Genomic DNA, 20,460 nt, shown 5'->3' with positions numbered 1-20,460 from the left:
GCAGTTACTTGCAGGTGCCGTAGCAGTCGTAGTGGAACGTCTTGCAGACCTGGCCGTGCTCGGCGACGCAGGCGCCGGCCTTGACCTCGCGCAGGAACAGCCCCAGCAACCGGTCACCCAGGGTGTTGATCATGCGAGCCATGATCACTCCTCTCACTAGCGGGATTCGACCGGGAGATCGTGGCTCAGCCTCGCTATCCGTTCGCTATCGAGGACAACGCCGTCCGGGGCATCGCCCTGGTGATCGGTTGGGCCCTCGAGGAGGTCACCAGGTGACGCCGCGAGTTCCGTGACGCTCACCGGCCCGATGTGAACCATTGGCGCGCGAAACGTCGCTGACCTGGGGTTTCTCCACGTCGAGCGCGGGGCAGGCTGAACAAGTTCGAACGTTCACTTCGCGCGTGGAAAGTGGCCACCACGCGGTTAGCGTCCTCGGTTACCGGCGATCGCAGGATCCGCGTCCGGCCATCTCTTCGCCCACGAAGTGGAGGAACGGTGTCAAAAACCCTGCCCACCTTCCGAGCCGTCGCTCTCGCGGCATGTCTGGCCACGGTCGCCGTTTCGGTGGCGGCCGGAACCGCGAGCGGCACGCCACCCTCATCGCTGGTCCCCCTCGCCCCGCACGGCGCTTCCCTGCCGGCCGGTGCACACCGCGACGGCGCGCTGCCGGACGCCCAGGCCCTGCACGTCGCGGTGGCGCTGCGGCCACACGACCAAGCCGGTCTCGACCGGTTCGTGACGGCGGTCAACGACCCGCGGTCCGCCACCTACCGGCACTTCCTGAACCCGGCGGAGTACAACGAGCTGTTCGCACCGCGCCAGTCCGATGTGGACGGTGTGACGGACTACCTGCGCGGCAAGGGTCTCCACGTGGACGGCGTGTCCGGCAACCGGCAGGTCGTCGACGCGTCCGGCCCGGCGGATGTCGTGCGCCAGGCGTTCAACACCCGGCTGAGCACCTACACCGGCACCGACGGGAAGCGCTTCTACGCCAACGACAGCGCACCGGAGGTGCCCGCCGAGATCGCCGCCACCGTGCGCGGGGTGGCCGGTCTCACCGACCGGGAGGTCGCCCACCGCGCGTCGGCGCCCGGCGGCCCCAGCGGGCCCGCCGGCGGCTACACGCCCGCCCAGTTCCGCACCGCCTACACGATGAAGAACCTGTCCGCGTCCTACACCGGGGCCGGGCAGACCGTCGGGCTCATCGAGTTCGACGCGTTCAAGCAGTCGGACATCAACGCCTGGACCAGCTACTTCAGCCAGCCCTCGGTCACCCCGCGCGTGGTCCCGGTCGACGGTGGGGTGTCCGGCCCCGGCAGCAACCAGCTCGAGGTGACCCTGGACATCGAGGCCGTCGCGGCGACCGCTCCGGGCGCCGCACAGGTGGTCTACGAGGCACCCAACACCGACAACGCGTGGGTCGACGAGATGGCCAAGATCGCCTCCGACAACGCGATCACCGTGCTGTCGGGTTCGTGGCTGCTCGGGGAGAAGTGCGAGTCCGACCCGATCGCCGCCTCGCACGACTCTTACACGCAGCTCGCCGCGCAGGGTGTGACGATGCTGTCCGCCTCCGGCGACTGGGGCGCCACCGGCTGTGGTTACAACGGCGACAACTCGACCGTCCAGGCCGACTACCCACCGTCGGACCCGCTGTTCACCGGGGTCGGCGGCACCCAGCTGCGTACCGCCGACAGCGCGGGCACCTACACCTCCGAGTCCTGCTGGAACCAGGGCAGCACCGGCAACACGCGGTCCGGTGGCGCCTACTCGGCGATCTACGACCGCCCGGAGTGGCAGACCGGGAGCAACGCCCACCGCTCGGTGCCCGACGTCGCGATGGACGCCGACTACGGCGCCGGCGCCCTGTCGGTCTACATGAACGGCGGCTGGCAGGACGTGGGCGGCACCAGCCTGTCCTCCCCCCTGTGGGCCGGCTACATCGCCATGGTCAACCAGAAGGCCAAGGCGGGCGGCAAGGCCAACCTCGGCGGCATCAACCCGGCGCTGTACTCGATCGCCAAGGGCGGCTCCTACTCGTCGAACTTCCACGACGTCACCTCCGGCAGCAACGGCACCTACTCGGCGGGCACCGGCTACGACCTGTGCACCGGCTGGGGTTCCATGCAGGGCGACACCCTGGCCGACTCGCTGATCGGCGGCACGACCCCGCCGGCCGCCAACGACTTCTCGATGGCGGCGAACCCGGCGTCGGTCACCCTCGACCCGGGCAAGTCCGCGACCACGACGGTCTCCACCACGGTCACCAAGGGCAGCGCCCAGACCGTGGCGCTGTCGGCCGGTGGCCTGCCCGCCGGCGTGACCGCGACGTTCGACCCGGCCTCGGTGACCGCGGGCCGGCCCTCGACGCTCACCCTGACCGCGTCGTCGTCGGCAGCACCGGGACAGAGCACCGTCACGGTGACCGGCAAAGGCTCCGACGCCACCCACACCGCGACGGTGTCGTTGACGGTCAACGGCTCCGGACCGGGTGACTTCTCCCTCGGCGTCACCCCGGGTTCCGGGTCCGTGGTGGCCGGGCAGTCGACGTCGGCCACCGTTTCGACGGCCGCGGCGGTGACCGGTCCGGGCGCGAGCCCGAGCGTGATCAACGGGCAGCCGACGACGGTGGCCAAGTACCCGTTCATCATCTCCCAGCACCGCACCGGCGGGGTGCGCCCGCAGGAGCAGTCCTGCACCGGCAGCGTCGTCGCCAAGCGGGCCGTGCTGATCGCGGCGCACTGCAAGTTCGCCCAGGGTGACCCGAAGTACCTGATCTACGGGCGCGACGACCTGGCCGACACGAGCAAGGGCACCCGGATCGAGATCGCGGAGTACCGGATCCACCCGGACTACACCCCGCAGAGCGACGAGGGTTTCCGCAACGGCAACGACGTGGCGGTCATCTTCACCAAGACCGACATCCCGGTTCCCGCCGGCATGACCTACCCGGCGATCGCGTCGTCCGCCGACACGCTGCCGCTGGGCACCCAGGGCACCGCGATCGGGTACGGCAAGACCGATGCGAACGACGCGAACAAGAACACGAAGCTGCGCGAGGTGGTGCTGCCCACCGTCGACGGCCAGAACTGCAAGACCATCGACTCGTCGATCTTCAACCCGGACTACATGTTCTGCGACGGGTACGGCGACGGCAGCAAGGGGCTGTGCCAGGGCGACTCGGGCGGCCCGTACTACTTCAACGGCAAGATCTACGGCGTGTTCTCCTGGCTGCGGACCGACTGCGCGTCGTACAACGCGCATGGCAAGCTGTGGGGCTCGATGGGTGACTGGGCCAACGCGCAGATCGGCGGCACCCCGCCGCCGGGCGGCGACATCGCCCTGTCGGCCGCCGGGCTGCCGTCCGGGGCGACGGCGACGTTCGACCCGGCCTCGGTCAACGCGGGCGGTTCGTCGAAGCTGACCATCACGACCGGCGCGTCGACCCCGGCGGGTACCTACGCGGTGACCATCACCGGCAAGAGCGCGACCGCCAGTCACGACACCACGTTCACGCTGACCGTGACCAAGGGCAGCAGCGGACCGGTGACCGTGAAGGACCCGGGGTTCCAGTTCACGCAGCACGGGCAGCGGGTCGACCTGCGGCTCTCGGCGAGCGGCGGCACCGGCAGCTACCGGTGGTCGGCGACCGGGCTGCCGCCCGGCCTGTCCATCGACGCCGGCACCGGGACGATCAGTGGTACGGCGGGCAACGTCAACCGGATATTCCCGGTGACGGTGACCGCGACCGACACCGCGGGAACCGGCGGGCGTGACCAGTTCTCCTGGTACGTCTACTGATCCTGGGGAGAGGGACGGGCCGGTGGCTCCCTCCGGGGGTCACCGGTCAGTCCCATTCCCAGCTCAGGCCGACGATTCCCGGCCGCACGTCCTCGAGCACGAGGTGCGCGGTGTTGGACGTGCCGATCCACAGTGGACGGCCCAGCCGAGGCGCCGCGGCCGGAGTGCGCTGCCGGTAGGGCACGCAGTGCGCGGGCGCCGATCCGGCGAACTCGACCTGGAGCACCAGTTCCCTGGCCGGGCGGGTGAACCTGCGGTGGTAATGGGTGAGTTCCGGGCCCGGGGGAAACCGCCAGGTGAAGTCCAGGACCGTGCGTTCGTACGCGGCCAGCCGCTGATCCAGCACCAGTTCGCACACGGTGGCCCCGGCGGTCCGGTCACGGCGAATCCGGCCGAGGCGGCAGAACCGCGGATCCACCAGCTGTGGTAGTTCCGACTCCTCGACCCATTGGTAGATGAGGCAGCGGTCCACGTGATCACGCCGTGCTTCCACCACCATCCGGGTCCGCACCTCGGCAAGACGTCGATCGGCGTGCACCAGGACGTGCTCGTGGACGGTGAGGTAACGCAACTGGTCGTCGACCGGTGCGGTCAAAGAGGTCAACAGCGGATCGTGGGTGGGCCACATCCGTTCGCGGGCGATCGATCCCGGTTCCGCGGCCCGGCCCCGCGGACGCGGTGGGCCGAGCAGGGACACCAGCGTGGACTCCGGGAGCCCGAACACGTCCTCCAGCGCTCGCACCGCTCGCAGTGACTCGTCACGTTCCGGCCGGCTGCGCCCGTTGCGCCAGTAGCTCAACGCCGCCCTGCTGATGTGCGCGCCCCGGGCCGCGAGCTGGTGCTGCAGGCGTTTCAGGCTCAGCCCGTGGGTGTTCAGGCAGTGGTCGAGCACCTGGGCGAAGGTGCCGTGGCGAAGCAACCTGCGCAGTTCGCGATCCGCGGGAAGGACAGCGGGAAGGCGATCGGCGGACACGGGCCTCCTCGAGAACGGCGTCGCACCACTATCGCCGCCCCTCCGGCCTCAGGCAAGTACCGGCCGGCACACCCACGGACGTCAAGCCGGGTGGATGAGGCGGCTTTCGCAGGCGAAGATCACGGCCTGGATCCGGTCGCGGAGTCCGAGCCGGAGCCCACGTGGACGAGCACCTCTGGTCCAGGCCGCCTGGAACGCCTTGCAGCGCATGGCCGAGCTGTTGCCGGACGGGCAGCTCGCCGGCGAGCCCGGCACGCGGCTGCGCAGCTTGAACGACCTGGCCTCTCACGGGGAGACCATCGTCGAAGCCGCCGGGGAATGCCTCATCGCGGAGGGCTGTGGCGCACCCGTCGTCGAAGGCGGTCGTCCAGTTGCCGGCTATCGCCTTCCGCGCGGTGGCCGGCGGGATCAGGCCGGAGCAGACAACTCTGTGGAGCTTGTTCTCGACCGCGTCTTCCGGGTTCGGGATCGCCCGCCGCGGTCGCGGATGTTCTCGTTTCATGACAGCCTTTCTGTATCGCGCAGGGCGAGCCAGGTGCACAGTCCGGCCAGGGCCAGTTCCGGGACCGCGCAGACGAGAGCCTGGGTGAATTCGGTGCCGGGCAGGGCGGTGAGGACGTCGAACCAGGCGTCCATCCCCATGAGTGCCGCGACCGCCGAGGCCGACAGGCGGGCGCGGGCATCGCCCCGGTGATACCACCGCGCGGTGGTCGCGCAGCCGAGCGCCATGGCCAGGTCGAGTCCGATCCACACGGCCGGCCAGTGCCGCACCTGGGTGGTCTCGGGCAGGGTCCGGCCCAGCACGAACATCCACGGCACCATGCCCGCCGCCACCACGCCCAGCACACCAGGCACCCACCTGGGCCGGGCACCCGGCGACGTCGCCGTGCGTGGCAGCCAGGACATCGTCTGAACGGCCATGAAATTCCTCCGCTGAATGTCGTGCTGCTGCTGCCGACGCCGTTGCGGGCCGGCCTTGCGGCAGAACTTTGCCGCCGGAACCGGCCGAGATCAGTAGCCCTGGGTTCCGACTTCGTGGTGGTACCCGCTACCGCACCGGTCCGGGTGGCTGCAGGATGGTGGTGCCGGTCCCGGCTCGATCACCGTCGGATCCCTGGCGAACTCCACGTCGGTCTGGTGCAGGCCGAACCAGAGCGCGGAGCTGATCACCCAGGTGACATCGCCTCAGGCGGGGTGATCTTCACCGCTGTCCCGGCGCTGACCGCGGTTCAGGTGAACCTAGGTTCACCATGAGATCGGGTACAGGTTTCATGGCACCGTCCTCCTGCGGTGCCCTAGCGTCGTGCCATGACGATTCCAGCCGGACTGAGACGCACGGTCCTGCGGGCGCGGCGGGACACCGGCTTTCTTGCCGCTGGTGTGCTGCCGCACCTGGCGCTGGTGCCCGTGTGGTCCTGGGCGGCGACGATCACCGCCAAGACGGGGAACTGGCTCCTTGCGGTTTCCGTGTCGGCCGTCCTGGTCCTGCTCGGCACCCCGGTGCTGACGGCCGTTCAGCGGGCTCGCTACCGGGCGTTCATCGGTATGGACATCCCCCGGCTCACCCCCACCGCGCCGGAACAATGGACGTGGGCCTCGACCGCCCGGTGGCTCGCGGCGACACGGCCTTGGCGCAAGATCTGCTACCACCTCCCGCTGGGCCCGCTGCTCGCGCTGCTGGAGCTGCTGGTGCTCGCGGTAGCAGTGACGTGCCTGGCGGGCGTCACCGCCTACGCCTGGTCATGGGCGCTGCCGACCGGAGTCCGCCACGACGGGTTCGGCTACGCGACCCAGCTGCCGGCTTACACAGCGGCTGGGCTCCTCCTCCTGTGTGCCCTGCCCTGGACCGTGCGGGCCGTAGCCCGGGCCGAGGCGCGGCTGGCGTCGGGCCTGCTCGGGCCCAGCCGGACGCAGCGGCTCCAGGAGCGGGTCGATCAGCTGGCCGTGAGCCGGACCGACTTGATCGAGGCCGTCGACGCGGAGCGCCGCCGGATCGAGCGCGACCTGCACGACGGCACCCAGCAGCGGTTGGTGTCCCTCGCGGTCAACCTGGGTCTGGCCATGGCCACCCGCCCGGACCTGCCGAGTGATGCCCGCGAGGTGATCGCTAGGGCGCACCTGGAGGCGAAGGAGGCGATCGCCGAACTCAATGACCTGGTGCGGGGGCTGCACCCGGCCGTGCTCGAAGACCGAGGTCTGGACGCGGCGTTGTCCGGGCTGGCTGCCCGCACGCCCGTGCCGGTGCGGTTGCGGGTCGATCTGGAGGAGCGGGTGGCACCCAATGTGGAGTCAGTCGCGTACTTCGTGATCTCCGAGGCGTTGACCAATGCGACGAAGCACGCCAACGCGATGCGTGCGGAGGTGCTGGTCCGTCAGGTCGGCGAGGTGCTGCGCGTGCGCGTTACCGACGACGGGCTGGGCGGTGCCGACGCCGCCGGCACGGGGCTGACCGGACTGGCCAAGCGGGTCGGCTCCCTCGACGGGGCCTTCCACGTCAGCAGCCCCGTTGGCGGGCCCACCACCATCACCGCGGAGCTGCCGTGCGCGCGGTGATCGCCGAGGATTCGGTGTTGTTGCGGGTCGGCCTGATCAAGGTGCTGGAGATGGGCGGGTTCCAGGTCGCCGCGGAAGCCGGCGACGCGGAGGGGCTGTTGGCGGCAGTTGCGGAGCACCGGCCCGAACTCGCCTTGATCGACGTCCGGATGCCGCCCGGCTTCACCGACGAGGGGGTGCGGGCGGCGATGGAGATCCGTCGGCGCTGGCCGGGGACGCCGGTGGTGCTGCTTTCGCAGTACGTGGAGGAGCGGTACGCGGCTGACCTGCTGTCTGCGAACACCAGCGGTGTGGGCTACCTGCTCAAGCAGCGGGTTGCCGATGTCGCCGACTTCGTGGCGGCCCTCCGGCGAGTGGCGGACGGGGGCACGGCCTTGGACCCGCAGGTCGTCGCCCAGTTGCTGCTGCGGCGCGACAGCGACCCGCTCGCGCGGCTGACCCCCCGCGAACGGGAGGTGCTCGGCCTGATGGCCGAAGGACGCTCCAATGCCGGCATCGCGCAGGCGCTGGTGGTCAGCGAGAGCGCCGTGGCGAAGCACATCAACAGCATCTTCGCGAAGCTTGACCTGCCCGTGGTCGACGCGGACCACCGCCGCGTCCTGGCCGTACTGCGGTTCCTCGGAGGATCCCGGGCCTGACCTTCCCTCCGTGATCATGCGCACCTGCCCGGGTCCGCTGGGCCGGAAGGCCGGCGGTGCGGCAGGAGCAGGTAGTGCCGGTCGTCGCCGCACTTCCTCCGCTACGCAGCAGGAGGCCAGGTTGTCCCCCACGTGCAGCAAATCGACCTTCACCGCCATGTGACCGAGGGCGCGTGATCGTCGCCCTCGACCGGGACGGCGACGCTGAACCGCGTCGCGGAGCGCCGGCCGGCGGCCTGACACCGTCGTGCTCGACGCCCGGGAACGCGTCCACGGCCTCGGCATCTTCAAGGCCCTGGGCATGTCACCGAAGCAGACCATCATCATGGTCATCACTTCGGTGGCCGGCATCGGCCTGCTCGCCGGCGCGATCGGCACCCGATCGGCATCGCCCTGCACGACGCCGCGATGCCGAGCCGACGTGTCCTTGATCGTTGCCGACAACCACGGAGCCCGTGCCGGTCGGATCCGTGCCGGTATGGCTCAAGCGTCAGCGGTCAGGGACGCCCTCCTCAACAGCTTCGAAGAAGCGTTTGCCGGAGTGAACTCCGTAGACGACTTCCCTGACCTCTCGAACAGCGGCGCCCACTTCGGATTCGGCGGGGAGCGTCGGTGAATAGTGTCGGCCGATCGACTTGTACATGAGGGTGGCGGGCAGTTCGTCCCCGTTTGGGGACGGGACGCTGTATCGGACGGGAAGCTCGATGAAGCCGACGGCCCGGAGCGGGGCCTGGTCGGTCTTCGGTGTCACTTCGATGTACCAGCCTCGGGTGCTGGGGCGGTCGGCGAGCATCTGAAGCTCGACCTGGGCGATCATCGGCCGCAGGGCGCCGACGCCGCGCAGGTCGCCGGTGAACAGGCCGTAGCCGCCGAATCCGGCGGTGGACAGGGTGAAGAAGGTGACCAGGCCGGCGACTGCGGAAGCGGGTGTGCGGCGCAGTGTCCAGAAATGCAGGGGTACCGGGTACTCCCGGATGAACTCCGACTCGGGGATGCCGTACTCGGTAATACCGAAGGTGGTGCGGTAGAGCTCCATTGTGGCGGCCCAGTCGGGATCCGTCGGCGCGGTCAGTGGCCGCGCGTGCGGGATCGGATGTCCTACGTAGCGTGACAGGGAGAACGTTCCGACGGACGCGAGTGTGGCCAGGTGAGCTGCGAGCGTCCGGAACTCGGGGCAGCGCTGCGGGTCCTCCACGCGCATGGCCCAGCGGAGGTAGTCGGCTACGGCCGAGCGCACGGTCCGCGGCGTGCACGGCCTGCCGAACGTCTTACAGATGAGCAGCAGGTTGGTGACCGGTTTCTGGGTTTCGGACAAGGCCGGCTGGGCGTAGGGCACGTCCAGGCCGCGGAAGCCCCACCGGTCCCAGATCACCGCGCGATCGGCGGGGTCGAGGTTATCCGGCGTCCCGGTCGGGACGAAAGGGTCGTTGATCTCGGCGAACAGGTGAGCAAGCGGTGTGCCCGTTTCGGCCGTGGCATCCGAATTGAGGACACGTTCGGTCTCGGCGAGAATGGCCCGTCCCACGCCGGTGTTGCGGACCGCGGGGACGACCATCAGGAACTCGATCATTCCCGCATTGGTTCCGGCGAAGTAATCGATGACCGAGCAGCCCACCGTGGCACCGTTCATCGACGCGAGAATGATGTGGTAGTTGTTGCACCCGTACCAGCCCTGCTCGCGCAGCCGCAGGTACCCGATCATGTTGGCCAGCGATTCCCGCTCGTCGGGGTCGGGGAACTCGTCGGCGTAGTGGTCCTCGTAGAAGGCGGTCAGCGCCGCGATGTCGGCGTCGGTGGTGGCGAGGTCGCGGAAGTGGATCAACCGACCAGCACCTCCGGGAGTTGCCGGTCGATCGGGGTGGACTTCGTCCTGCGCAGCTGGTCCCTCTGGTAGGCGGACACGGTGTTCGGCAGCTTGCAGGCCGCATGCGCGACGCGGGCCTTACCGGGGAGGGCCGTGCGCATCCGGTCCCGCCAGCCCTTGGCGTCCAGCCGGGCCAGCCAGGACTCGGCGAACAACAGCTCGCGCATGGACTCACCCGGCGGGGCCGGGTACCTGATCGGCTGGCCACAGCCGCATTCGTCGATCGCGCAGGCAAAACTCAGGATCAGATCGGGGTGCTCGTGCAAGATCGACTCCAGGGAGGTGCGCACTTTGGCAGCCAGCTGCCGCTTGAGCATCAGGTACGTGGAGTCGTCGGCCACGTTGCCGTGCTCGAAGAACGTCAACATGTTCTTCCACGGTTCGCCGTGCTTCGGTCGTCCATTGGTGCCGCAGAGAACAACGATCACCCAGATGTAGGCGGAGTAGTAGATGCTCTCCGCCTCGCTCGGCGCGGTGATCGGCGCGCTCGTCTCCAACACGAGCTGGTTCTGCCCGGCACGCAGCACCTCGGTCTGCGCGCTGCACAGGTGCAGATGATCGACCGCGGCCGCCGTCTTGATCACGCCGGTCACCTGCAAGCCTTCGGCGAGGACCACGTGTCCCCCGCGGGCCGTCCGAGGCGGCGGAGGTTCGTCGGCGCTTCGAACGGCGAGCGCGATCGAATTGCTCTCATCTCCGTAACCGAGTTGCATGACATTGTGCCCTCCCCAACGCTTGCACGTGCCGAACGGGATGCTCGGACCCCAAGTCAGCCAGCACGTGAACAAGAACGCCTGGAAGCTGCGGATGTCTCCGAGACTGTCGTCCAGCTCCTCGACCGTGGCGCGGTGACCCTCGATGAGCTGGGGCCAATCTTCGTCATATTTACCCAGCAGTCCGGATAGCAACTGCAAGGGGGCCACGAAGGCCTCCTGCACGTGGACCTCCGACATGAAGACTTCCGGGTTCGCGTCGACCTTCGCGTTTTCCGCGAGCCTGACCCGAAAGTACCTCAGAATTTCCTCCTGCACCTCCGAGATTGCGAAGCAGGTAGCCACTACCATCTTGTTCTTGTCAGACTTCTTCATGAGGTTGTCGGTCATCAAGCCGATGTTTTCATGCCAATGCCGTAGCGATTTCCGATATTCTCGCAGGTCGGAGCGGAAATCGGAGCGGTGCCGGTACTCCCAGCGGTCGGGTCGTTCCGGGCGAGGGTGCAGCAACTCGGCCTCGACTCGCATGCAAGCCGCTCGGTAGAGCTCCTTACGCGATTGGCCATAGCTGAGGAATGTCAACACCATCCAGGTCGCCCGAACAATCCGGGTGATCTTGAACCTGCGGTGGATCGTGCGGTTGAGCAGCCGGATCGTAGGCCTGAGGTAGGCCAGGAAGATGAAGATACCGGCGAATGTGGGCAGCCCGATCTGGTACAGCGTGTTGACGATCTCCATCATGCTCCACGACCTACGAATCTGCTTGGAAGCAACGGCTTCCCCCGACGCGAGGCGGCTCGGCTGCTCGTGTGTGCGGCTCGGATGAACTTTGTTGGTGGTACGTCTGCCCGGGCGTCGTGATGACCATGTCCGCTGTTACAGCACTGCTCGGCGGTGATCGACCTCCTGCGCTGCCGGCCGCGCTCGACCCACCGCCAACTGGCCTAACAGCACCCGACACCTACCTGCCCGACCTCGCTACGAGCCTCACCACCCACGCACGGCAACTCGGCGCCCTTGACCAGCAAGAAAAAGGCGACCCGACGCAACCGCAGCAGGAACAGCCCAAGGTCAGCCCAGCCGGCGGCATTGGTCAGCTGCCGGCTCGCGCATTGCACGGCCGGCCACGGCAGCACGGTCGTCTTACCGGAGCCAGCCTCACCACGCGGCAGGATCCGGGAGGTGAACGGCAGGACTTGTTCGATCCGGTCGACCGGCATCCCGTCGTGGTTTGCGCTCACGTTCAGGCATGGTCTTCTGGGTGACGCCGCTGCGGCATGTACGGCTCGGTCGCGTCCGTCTCGTCGCCTGACTCGACGGACATCCCGCGAGGAGTGGTCGTCGGCCGTCGTGCCATCACCGGCCCTGGAGCCCGTGCCCGAAACGGGGTCACGACTGGAAGCCCTCGCGATCAACCGGTCGGTTTCACTCCCGTTCGACGATTTCGCGTCCATGTCGGATGTCGAGCGCGAGATGTCCGCAATGCTGCCGCGTTCGGAAAGTATTCGCCGCAGCCGAATACCCCCATCCGAGGGCTTGGGGTATCGGTCACCAGAGCGAGAGGGTACGTTGACGGTTGCAACCCTGGACCTCGGTGCCATGGCAAGTCCGCGATCGCAGCTACGGACCGCCTGCCCGGGGTCTTCTTGTGGGGAATGTGCTCCCACTATCTCCGCGGTAATCACGCATCGTCGTCTGCACGTTTCCTCATCGCCGTCGCACCGCGCCGGCGGACCATTTCCCTAGCTGTTCCAGGAAAAGAAATCGTGATGCGACGCATCCGTACCATTGTCCGGGTCCTGTTCGGGGTCACCGTCGCGACCGGCGGCCTGATCGCACTCGCGCCGGCCGCGCAGGCCATCACCATTCCGGTGGCCTGCAGCGAAAACGCCTTGGTCGCGGCAGTCAACCTGGCCAACTCGACCCCCACCGCGGACACCCTCGTCCTGGCGGGTGGCTGCACCTACGGCATGACCACCGCACACGGCGGCGCGGCGAACGCGCTTCCGGTGATCACCACCCCGATCGAGATGATCGGCCCCGCGACGGTCACCAACTCCTCGCTGCTGGGCTTGGGGATCTTCCGGATCGCCGAGGTCGGCCCGACCGGCAACCTGACCCTCACCACCGGGGTCGCCTTCACCCGGGGCAACGTACTCGGCGACGGGGGCGGCATCCTCAACCGCGGCGCGGTCACCCTCACCGGAAGCACGCTGACCGGCAACACCGCCTCGGGCAACGGCGGTGGCCTCGCCAACGCCGACACGCCGTCCGGCACCGCGCCCGCCGCGACGTTCACCAACAGCCCGCTCTCGGGCAACGGAACCCTGCTCGGCGACGGCGGGGCCATCTACAACGGCTTGCGCGGGACGCTGACGGTCACCGGCGTTTCCGGCAGTCCCCTGTTCATCACCGGCAACAGCGCGGGCCGGGGCGGCGGCATCTCCGCGGTCGGCTCCACCGCGACCACCCTCACCCAGACCGCGGTGACGAACAACCACGCCCTGCTGCTCCTGGGTTCCGCCGGCGGCGTCTACCGCCGAGGCGGCACCATGACCACCACCACCTCGCCCATCACCGCCAACACCCCGAACAACTGCGTGGGCAGCGTCCCGGCGGTCCCCAACTGCACCGGCTGACCACGCGTCGGCGCACAACCGCAACCGGTGGACCCCGTCGGCCCTGATCGGCCGGTGGGGTCACTCGGTTTGGAACCGATGCGGCGACAGAGTCCCGTCAGCGCCGAGGTCGACTTCGAAGCGCACTGACCTCAGCGGGGCTTCCGCTGAAGACTGAAGCCGGCCAGCCGCGTCGGCACCTTCGGCAGCAGCGCCTGACCACCTCCACGGTGGCCCGCGAACCGCCAACAGCTATCCGGACTGCGGGCTGCGGGTCCGCTCCACGATCATCCGCAGCGCCTCGACATGCCCGAGGAATCGCTGCCGCCCCTCCCCCGTGGCCTGCACCGAAGTCTTCGGCACCCGCCCGGCGTACACCCGCTGCTGCTCGACGTATCCGTCCTTCTTCAGCGTGGCCAGCTGTTTGGACAGCGCGGAGTCCGACAGGGACACCGCGTCCCGCAGAAACGCGAAATCGCACCACTGTGCCGCGCACAGCACCGACATGATCGCCAGCCGCGTCGGGTCCGACAGCAGCCGGTCCAGCCCGGACGGTGGTGGAGCCGTCATACGTTCTGCCGCCGCTGGGCCACCGCGAGCAGCAGCTGCGACAGAGCGAACAGCCCGGTGAACGCGGCGCCGTAGAGCACCCCGCCGACAGTGTTGGGGTACCCGGGCAGTCCCACGGCGTTGGCGAGATCGTGGGTGACCTCACTGCCGTAGCGGGAGATCAGCCACGCGCCGAGACCCGCGAGGAACGCCACGACGCCGAAGACCCACGGGACGAACGACTGACGGCGCTGCACACCGCGCACCCTACCCAGCGGTGCCGGACCGTTCACGCGACTGGTCACGAACACCACGGCCAGCACCACCAGCACCAGAGCGGCGACGAGTTTCGCGCCGCTGAGACTGATGACGTCGTTGAGCGCCATCCCCCCGGCGGCCAGCACGAAGACCGCGGCGTAGACCCACCACGGCAGGCGTGCCGCCCGTCGGGTCCGGTCCTGGTGCGCCCGAACCGTGCCCAGGGCTTCCGCTGCTCGCTGCTCGTCCATGACTACTCCTCCGTCGACTACTTGCCTACTTGGAAAGTACTCACTTCTTTCCGGATAGGCAAGTAGTCGGCGGAACGCTTGCGCTGCCCGCCGCGCGCGTTCGCGCCGCAGGCTCGCCGGGGTGGCCGGTGGCGCGCCGGCCACCCCGGCGAACGACTGACCGGCTACTTGCGGATCATCGGGTTCCCGTAGCCGATCACCAATCCCTGGGTGAACGCCGTGACCCCGAAGGTCTTGTTCAGCAGGGCCGCCGCCGGCGCGGTGAGCGCCAGGGTGACGCCATCGGGTGTGGCCGCGCCGATGGTGAACAGATCAGCCCGGGCCCCGAAGTTGATCCGGCCACTGAGGACACCGCGCTCGAGGTCGATCGTGTAGCTGGTCAGGTACAGGCATTTGCCGCCGGCGCGGAGCAGCAGGCCGCCGACGTGTTCGATCGTCCCGTCGTTCGGGTTGCCGACGATCGTGAACCCGAACACGGTCTTGCCCGCGGGGTGGCCGACCTTGGCCAGCACCGGCACCACCTTCACACCCAGCGACGTGAGCGCACCGGCGGCCGCGGCATCGAGCGTCAGGTCGGTGCGACCTTTGCCGAAGTGATACCAGTGGTGGTGCGAGACGGTGTGGGCCGCGGCGCTCACGGGCTGGGCCGCCTGGGCCGGTGCGGCGGTGGCCCCGGCCAGGGCCGCAGCGGCGGCGATGGACACCCCGAGCATGCGAAGGCGCATGAGATGACTCCGTTCTCGTTGCTTCCTGGACACGGGGAATACGCAGGCAGGAGATCGAACGGATGCAGCACACGCAAGAGAACCGGCGGCAGTTCCGGACCGGCCGGACGGACGCCGTCCACGGCAGACCCTGACGGTCAGCTGCCGAAGGTGCCCTGAAGCATGCTCACGCCGTGCTCTTGCTGCCCGAGGTGCTGCGCCGAGACGTCGACGACGGGATAGCTGTCGACGGCGATGGTGGGAGGGATGAGCACATCGGCCGCGGTGCCGGCGGTCACGCCCAGCGGGATCATGGTCTTGCCACCGTCGTAGAGCCAGATCTCGTACAGGCCCGCGGGGTCGGGCATGCCCGTCAGCTGGACCTTGAGCCGCCGTGAGCCCGCGCCCGTGTCGACGATCCGGGCGGTCCCGGCCGCACCGGCGGGTGCGGACGCCTGACGGTTCAACTGGGCTTCCGCGACGACCCGGCCATGCTCGCCACCGGCGTTGACCGCCACCAGGGTGCCGGCCACTCCGGCCGCCGCGGCGGCGGTCGCGATGATCGTGTACCGGACCCCGCGGGAAAGCCGCCGCCTGCCCGTCTGCTCACCGCTCCGGCGCTGCAGGGAGAGCACCTGACCGCCATCGCCGGCCGGCGACGTGCGAGTCGCTTGGCCCGTTTCAGCCGCGATCCGGTCCCACACGCGTTCCGGGACCGGCGGCAGTACGGTTTCCGCGTTCGTCTCGCGGCCGAGACCGGCGATCGTGCGCAACGATTCGAGTTGTTCACGGCAGTCGGCGCAGGTGCTGAGGTGGGCGGTGTCCGCCGGACCGGGCGTTGCGTCGTCAAGGGCGAGCAGCACGAGGCGATCAGGATCCGGATGCGACATCGTTCACCTCCTCCGGCACGCGGTCCAGCTGGGAACGCAGGTTCTGCATCCCCCGGCGGAGATGACTCTTCACCGTGCCCAGCGGCAACCCGGTTCGCTCGGCTATCTGCGTGTGGGTCAGATCATCATAGAAGGCCAGGCGCAGGACCTCGCTCTGCGTTTCCGGCAGCCGCGTCAGCCCGTCGGCGACGACCAGCCGGTCCAGCACGCGGTCCGGTGATTCGACTGCGGCCTCTTCCGCGGGTGCGGCAGCGGCCGCCGCGTCGTTGTCGCGCTGGTGGCGACCTCGCGCGCGCAGCAGGTCGACCACGCGCCGCCGGGTGATTCCCAGCAGCCAGGCGAGCAACCCGGCCTTCTCCGGATCGTAGGTGTGCCGACCGTTCCACGCGGACACGAAGGTGGCCTGTACGACGTCGTCGACGTCGGCCGAGTCGCGCAGGCTGGCTCGGGCCAGCCGCTGTACCGCAGGCCCGTACCGATCGAACACCGCACGCAACACCTGCGGCTCGCCGGCGGCGAACAGCCCGGCGAGATCGTCGGCGGTGTCGCTCGTCGCGCCATCATCGGACACGGCCGACACCCTAGCCGCAGGCGACGGCGAGCCGACACCCTCGGTCATCAGCATCGTCGTCTCCCCCGGCGCTTCCGGCAGTCCTGAGGCGGACGGACGCCGCCCAACAGTGCTACGTCGGCCGGCGGCGTCGCGGATGCGGGGATCACGGATTTCGGGAAAAGGTCCGGCAGCGCATCCGCCGAGCCGGTCCCGGACGAATCGACGAGCGCCCAAGCGCCGGCTCGAAGGAGCCGGCGACGCCGTTGCGCTCCTGAGCTGCCAACGCTACGAGATCGCCACCACGCACTGGCAGGCACCGGCGGCGTGGTTGACCCGGACCGGGTCGGCCGGGGAAAACTCCTCGCGGGCCTCGCCGCCGAAATCGATCCGGATGGCGTCGGGCGAAGACAGATCGAGCACCGTTCCACGCCGCACCCGGCGGCGGCCGTTCACCGGGTCGGGCTCGCCGAACACCAGCACCCGGTCGCCCGGGGTGAAATGGTTCCAGTACCCACCCTCGAGAGTGCGCCAGGCGGCCGCGAACGCCTGCTGGACCGCGGTGAAGTCCGCTCTCAGCGCCGCCGCCAACCGCAGCAGCACCGTCTTCGACGGCGGCGCGATCGGATGACCGGTCTCCTCCGGCGTAACCCATGACTGCAGGTACAGGGCGGGCACGATCCCGGAGTAGGCCAGGCCTTTTCACCCTCGTTCACCGAGCTGGGACGATCGGTGACCCGAGTCACCCATCCGAAAGAATTAGCCATGATTCAAGTCCACCACAACCGCGCATCGGCGTACCCCGTGCACTCAGGCAAACCTGCCCGAGACTTTCCGCAGGACCATTTTTCGGTAGTGGTCGCAGCGAACTGCACCTCATCGTGGTCATCGGCAAGAGAATCCCGGTGGGGATTCACCGCGCAGCCCATGCGCGGTGGTCATCCTGACGAACGTTGCACGCTCGCGCCCAGCAAGAACCCGCACGGCCGGCATCGACTCCGGTCATGACGACCTGCGGCGAGTATCGGATCGCCGCGGTGCGTACGCGGGAATCCCTTCGGCCGCCCCGGTTGTTCGGCGATCCCGCACGCACGGGACGTCGCCGACCAACGTGGCTGCCCGACTGGCCGGAACACCGATCCGTGGGGTAATACGTTGTCCGCGCCTGAGCTGATCCATAACCCCGCGCTGAAGTTCGCCACTGCCGGCCGGGCTGTGACAGGTCGCCGGCACGATCCCCTTGTCGGAGTCGTCCACAGTCACAGCCTGCAGCCTCCCCCGGACGGAGACTCAACTCGAAATCCGCGAACGGCGGCGTCGACGCAGTCACGACGAGCGTCGGCTGGTGGGGTGCGCGGTGACTTCGCAGTGACGAGGCTGCTTTACCGTCGCGGGTGTCGGTGATGGCCGGTTGTCGTACGGGTGGGAAGGGCGCTCATGCCGGATGTCGAAGGCGAGCCGGGTGGTCACGTCCGGGAGAAGTCCGTCCCCGGCGGGGCCTCCGGTCACGATCACCGGGAACCGGAGGCCTTCGCGGAGGCCAGTGCGCCGGTCGGTTCCCTGACCCGGTACTCCATCGGCGGGCTTCCCCTCTCCGCCGGGGGTGGGACGCCGCGGCGCGGGCCGGTCGGTGTCCTTCCCGCGCAGCCCGCGAGTGTCCAGCCCGGCGAACTCGTGCGGGACGTGGTGCGCGGCGCGGGGGTGCCGCTCGCGCCGGAGGTGCGCGACGAGATGTCGGACCGGTTCGGAGCGGACTTCTCCGCGGTCCGGCTGCACACCGACGCCGCCGCACGCCGGTCCGCCACCGCGCTCGGGGCCCGGGCCTACACCGCCGGCGACCACATCGTCGCGGGTGCGGGGACGCTCGACCGGCACACGCTCGCGCACGAGCTGGTCCACGTCGTGCAGCAGCGGCTGCTCCCGGCCGCCGGCACCACCCGCGGACTGCGGATCGGCGACCCCGCCGGCGGGTCCGAACGAGCGGCCGAGGCGGGGGCACGAAAGGCGCTGTCCGGCGACGGCGCACCGCTCGCCGGCCACGTCGACGCGCCGGCCGGCGGGGAGGGACTGCTGGTTCAGCGACAGATCGACGCAGCCGCCCTTCCCGCGGCGGTCCTGGCGCCCGACGCCGATCTCCATCAGCTGCGTAGCTACCTCGACAGCGTGGTCGACACCCGGAACGGCCTGACGTTCAGAGAAGTAGTCACGGACACCATCGTCGCGTTTCCGGAGGAGGCCGAGGCAGCCTCTTTGTCCTGGCACTGGAACTCGCTGCGATATGTCCTTGATCCCACGCGGGCGAATATGATACCCAGCCGTTTTATCCGCGCTGACCTCGTCGAGCTCGCGGAAGGTGTCAACAGCGTTCACGGCACCGTCCGCGACGACGTACTGAGGCGAGCCCGGGCGATGCACGCCGACGCAACGAAATTTCAGAAGGACATACCGCTGATCGCACCGTCCCTGCGCGAGAAAGCCGCCAGAGTCGGAAAATGGCTTCAGTCCGGCGACTATGAACTGCCCGCGCACGACCTCGCCACCGTTCGGACGTTTCTGGACGACCTGGGCCCGGAGATCAGTGCGCACTACCAGCGCGGCCGCTTGGTGGAGAAGAACACGAGAATGGGGTTCGAGATCGAGACGGGGAACCACCTCCTGGTCCGGCCCGCTTACGTCACCATGGCCGAGAGCCTGATCAACGTCACGCTGGCGTCCACCGACCGGGTCGAGTTCCTCATCGACGACATCAAGCCGGAAGGACCCGGAGCACTCGTGCAGGTCGAGTTCCGGACCCGGCCGTTCACAAGGAAGGTGCTCAAGGACGCCAAAGAGCTGAAAACGCAGATCGACGCCGACCTCAAGAAATTTCCGATCCGCAGTTTTGGCAAGAACGTCGCACAGTTGCCCATCGCACTCGCGAAGGGTAAATGGACGGGCACGCCCGAGCTGGACAGGCTCGCGCCAGGACTGACGCCGCTCACGAAGAGCGTGGCGCCGAAGATGATGCAGCACGTGACCCACTCCATTCCGTTGGCCCGGTTCGTGCGACTGAATCCCGAGCAGAAAAAACGCCTGATCCCGGGCTCGGAAAAGGCGGGAACGGTGGAGCAGCTACTCGAGTTCTTCCTGACGAAGAAGATCCTCCCCCAGACGCAAGGCGGCGAGATCGTGGTCAGCACCGGGGGACGAAATGAATTCGCTCCCAACGTCAAGTCGGCGCTGGACACGATCAGCGGCTTCCTGCCACCGGATCGCTTCGACAAGCTCGTCCGGACCGGAGCGTTCGCCAAGCTGCCGGGACGGGTTCGGATCGAAGCGCCCGGGGGGCAAGAACCGACCGGATCCATCGGTCGGTTGACCCGCCACGAGGAAATTCCGCCGTTCCCCACGATGAACGTCGAACAAGGAAAAGATCGCGCCCATCTGGCCGCGGAGGAGAAGCTCGCGCCGGTCCTGTTCGACCCGCGGCTGAAGGACCTCCGCGTGCTCGTCGAGCACCGGGGCGACGCGCTCGTGCGCGCCGTGAACGAGGCCATGCTAGGGAATCCGGTGGAGCTCGACAAGTACTTGGCGGTGTTCAAGGATCTGGACGACTCGAAGCTCCTCGGCCTCAAGGACGAGGAGACGTTCGGTCACTGGTTCACCTGATCACGGTGTCAGGTAGCGCACCTCGATGTCGCGCCTGCCCGCGAGCCGTTCGGTCAAGTCGGCCTTGTCCAGCCAGCCGTAGGTGATTCCGTTCGCGTTCACACCCCGCACGAACGTTCCGCCGACGGCCACCGTCGCGTGGAAGTACCCTGGTTCGTAGTCGCCGATCCGTTTGAAGCCGACCGCGCTCCCCGTCGGGATCGCTTCCCCGCTCCACTTCGTTCCGCTGTCGAAGTCGAAGTACTTCAGCCAGTCCTGACCGCCGGTCCCCTCCAGCGTCTTCCGGTCGATCCGGCCGTCCAGCGCGAGGATGAACGCCACGATGTCGTAACAAACCCCGGTGGCGTAGTCCTCGACCCGTTCGGAGCCGTTCATCAGGTACCCCAGCATCCGCAGCCGGTCGTCTCGCGCCGCCTCCAACGCGGCTGCGCCGAACACCGTGATCTTGGG

General features: G+C 68.6%; 18 protein-coding genes. 5 read left to right on the top strand and 13 right to left on the bottom strand.

The genetic code is table 11. The annotated features are described in order from the left end of the window. Positions 1–4: 4 nt before the first annotated feature. On the bottom strand, positions 5–142 hold the full coding sequence (locus tag OG494_RS06845; protein ID WP_328453049.1) for a hypothetical protein: 138 nt from the start codon (positions 140–142) through the stop codon (positions 5–7). Positions 143–495: 353 nt separating this feature from the next. Here OG494_RS06845 and OG494_RS06840 point away from each other — a divergent pair, with 353 nt between their 5' ends. Next, positions 496–3,801: a protease pro-enzyme activation domain-containing protein gene (locus OG494_RS06840; RefSeq protein WP_328453047.1), complete on the top strand. Its 3,306-nt coding sequence runs from the start codon at positions 496–498 to the stop codon at positions 3,799–3,801. A 46-nt stretch (positions 3,802–3,847) separates the two neighbouring features. Here OG494_RS06840 and OG494_RS06835 read toward each other — a convergent pair whose 3' ends face one another. Both OG494_RS06835 and OG494_RS06830 read right to left on the bottom strand, forming a co-directional pair. Then, positions 3,848–4,774, bottom strand: a complete 927-nt coding sequence (locus OG494_RS06835) for a helix-turn-helix domain-containing protein (RefSeq protein ID WP_328453045.1) — start codon at positions 4,772–4,774, stop codon at positions 3,848–3,850. A gap of 498 nt (positions 4,775–5,272) precedes the next feature. Continuing rightward, positions 5,273–5,695 carry a hypothetical protein gene (locus tag OG494_RS06830; protein WP_328453043.1) on the bottom strand — a complete coding sequence of 141 codons (423 nt, stop codon included), beginning with the start codon at positions 5,693–5,695 and terminating at the stop codon, positions 5,273–5,275. Positions 5,696–6,082: 387 nt separating this feature from the next. On the opposite strand from OG494_RS06830, the gene OG494_RS06825 reads away from it, so the two are divergent. Together OG494_RS06825 and OG494_RS06820 are read left to right on the top strand one after the other, a co-directional pair. Next, positions 6,083–7,327: a sensor histidine kinase gene (locus OG494_RS06825; protein WP_328453041.1), complete on the top strand. Its 1,245-nt coding sequence runs from the start codon at positions 6,083–6,085 to the stop codon at positions 7,325–7,327. Further along, a complete protein-coding gene (locus OG494_RS06820) occupies positions 7,315–7,965 on the top strand; it encodes a response regulator transcription factor (protein WP_328453039.1) in 651 nt (216 codons plus the stop codon). Before OG494_RS06825 ends, OG494_RS06820 begins: the two co-directional genes overlap by 13 nt. A gap of 490 nt (positions 7,966–8,455) precedes the next feature. Here the strand turns inward: OG494_RS06820 and OG494_RS06815 are convergent, their stop codons facing one another. The 3 genes from OG494_RS06815 to OG494_RS06805 all read right to left on the bottom strand — a co-directional run bounded on the left by OG494_RS06815 (position 8,456) and on the right by OG494_RS06805 (position 11,783). Further along, positions 8,456–9,787 (bottom strand): GNAT family N-acetyltransferase, encoded by a 1,332-nt coding sequence (locus OG494_RS06815; protein WP_328453037.1) that lies wholly within the window; start codon positions 9,785–9,787, stop codon positions 8,456–8,458. Then, the gene (locus OG494_RS06810; RefSeq protein ID WP_328453035.1) at positions 9,784–11,283 is read right to left on the bottom strand and encodes a hypothetical protein; all 1,500 of its coding nucleotides are present in this window, start codon (positions 11,281–11,283) and stop codon (positions 9,784–9,786) included. The genes OG494_RS06815 and OG494_RS06810 overlap by 4 nt, the downstream gene beginning before the upstream one ends. 203 nt (positions 11,284–11,486) lie before the next feature. Further along, complete coding sequence (locus OG494_RS06805; protein ID WP_328453033.1) at positions 11,487–11,783, bottom strand: hypothetical protein; 297 nt, start codon at positions 11,781–11,783, stop codon at positions 11,487–11,489. A gap of 528 nt (positions 11,784–12,311) precedes the next feature. On the opposite strand from OG494_RS06805, the gene OG494_RS06800 reads away from it, so the two are divergent. Beyond that, positions 12,312–13,181 (top strand): hypothetical protein, encoded by an 870-nt coding sequence (locus tag OG494_RS06800; protein WP_328453031.1) that lies wholly within the window; start codon positions 12,312–12,314, stop codon positions 13,179–13,181. 231 nt (positions 13,182–13,412) lie between these two features. Here OG494_RS06800 and OG494_RS06795 read toward each other — a convergent pair whose 3' ends face one another. The 6 genes from OG494_RS06795 to OG494_RS06770 all read right to left on the bottom strand — a co-directional run bounded on the left by OG494_RS06795 (position 13,413) and on the right by OG494_RS06770 (position 17,040). Then, entirely contained in the window at positions 13,413–13,730 is a 318-nt protein-coding gene (locus tag OG494_RS06795) for a winged helix-turn-helix domain-containing protein (protein WP_328453029.1), read from the bottom strand. Further along, positions 13,727–14,218, bottom strand: a complete 492-nt coding sequence (locus OG494_RS06790) for a hypothetical protein (protein WP_328453027.1) — start codon at positions 14,216–14,218, stop codon at positions 13,727–13,729. Before OG494_RS06790 ends, OG494_RS06795 begins: the two co-directional genes overlap by 4 nt. A 164-nt stretch (positions 14,219–14,382) precedes the next feature. Continuing rightward, positions 14,383–14,943 carry a hypothetical protein gene (locus OG494_RS06785; RefSeq protein ID WP_328453025.1) on the bottom strand — a complete coding sequence of 187 codons (561 nt, stop codon included), beginning with the start codon at positions 14,941–14,943 and terminating at the stop codon, positions 14,383–14,385. 137 nt (positions 14,944–15,080) lie between these two features. Beyond that, positions 15,081–15,812, bottom strand: coding sequence for an anti-sigma factor (locus OG494_RS06780; RefSeq protein WP_328453023.1), 732 nt, complete (start codon positions 15,810–15,812; stop codon positions 15,081–15,083). Next, positions 15,793–16,437 (bottom strand): RNA polymerase sigma factor, encoded by a 645-nt coding sequence (locus OG494_RS06775; protein ID WP_328453021.1) that lies wholly within the window; start codon positions 16,435–16,437, stop codon positions 15,793–15,795. Before OG494_RS06775 ends, OG494_RS06780 begins: the two co-directional genes overlap by 20 nt. 213 nt (positions 16,438–16,650) lie before the next feature. Continuing rightward, positions 16,651–17,040: a hypothetical protein gene (locus OG494_RS06770; protein ID WP_328453019.1), complete on the bottom strand. Its 390-nt coding sequence runs from the start codon at positions 17,038–17,040 to the stop codon at positions 16,651–16,653. 759 nt (positions 17,041–17,799) lie between these two features. Here OG494_RS06770 and OG494_RS06765 point away from each other — a divergent pair. After that, on the top strand, positions 17,800–20,010 hold the full coding sequence (locus OG494_RS06765; protein ID WP_328453018.1) for an eCIS core domain-containing protein: 2,211 nt from the start codon (positions 17,800–17,802) through the stop codon (positions 20,008–20,010). On the opposite strand, the gene OG494_RS06760 is transcribed toward OG494_RS06765, so the two are convergent. Continuing rightward, positions 20,011–20,448 carry a hypothetical protein gene (locus OG494_RS06760; protein ID WP_328453016.1) on the bottom strand — a complete coding sequence of 146 codons (438 nt, stop codon included), beginning with the start codon at positions 20,446–20,448 and terminating at the stop codon, positions 20,011–20,013. Positions 20,449–20,460 lie beyond the last annotated feature (12 nt).

Source organism: Amycolatopsis sp. NBC_00438 (assembly GCF_036026695.1).
Lineage (GTDB): Bacteria > Actinomycetota > Actinomycetes > Mycobacteriales > Pseudonocardiaceae > Amycolatopsis.
Note: the sequence above shows the minus strand (reverse complement) of the source record. Positions and strands in the feature narration are given on the sequence as shown.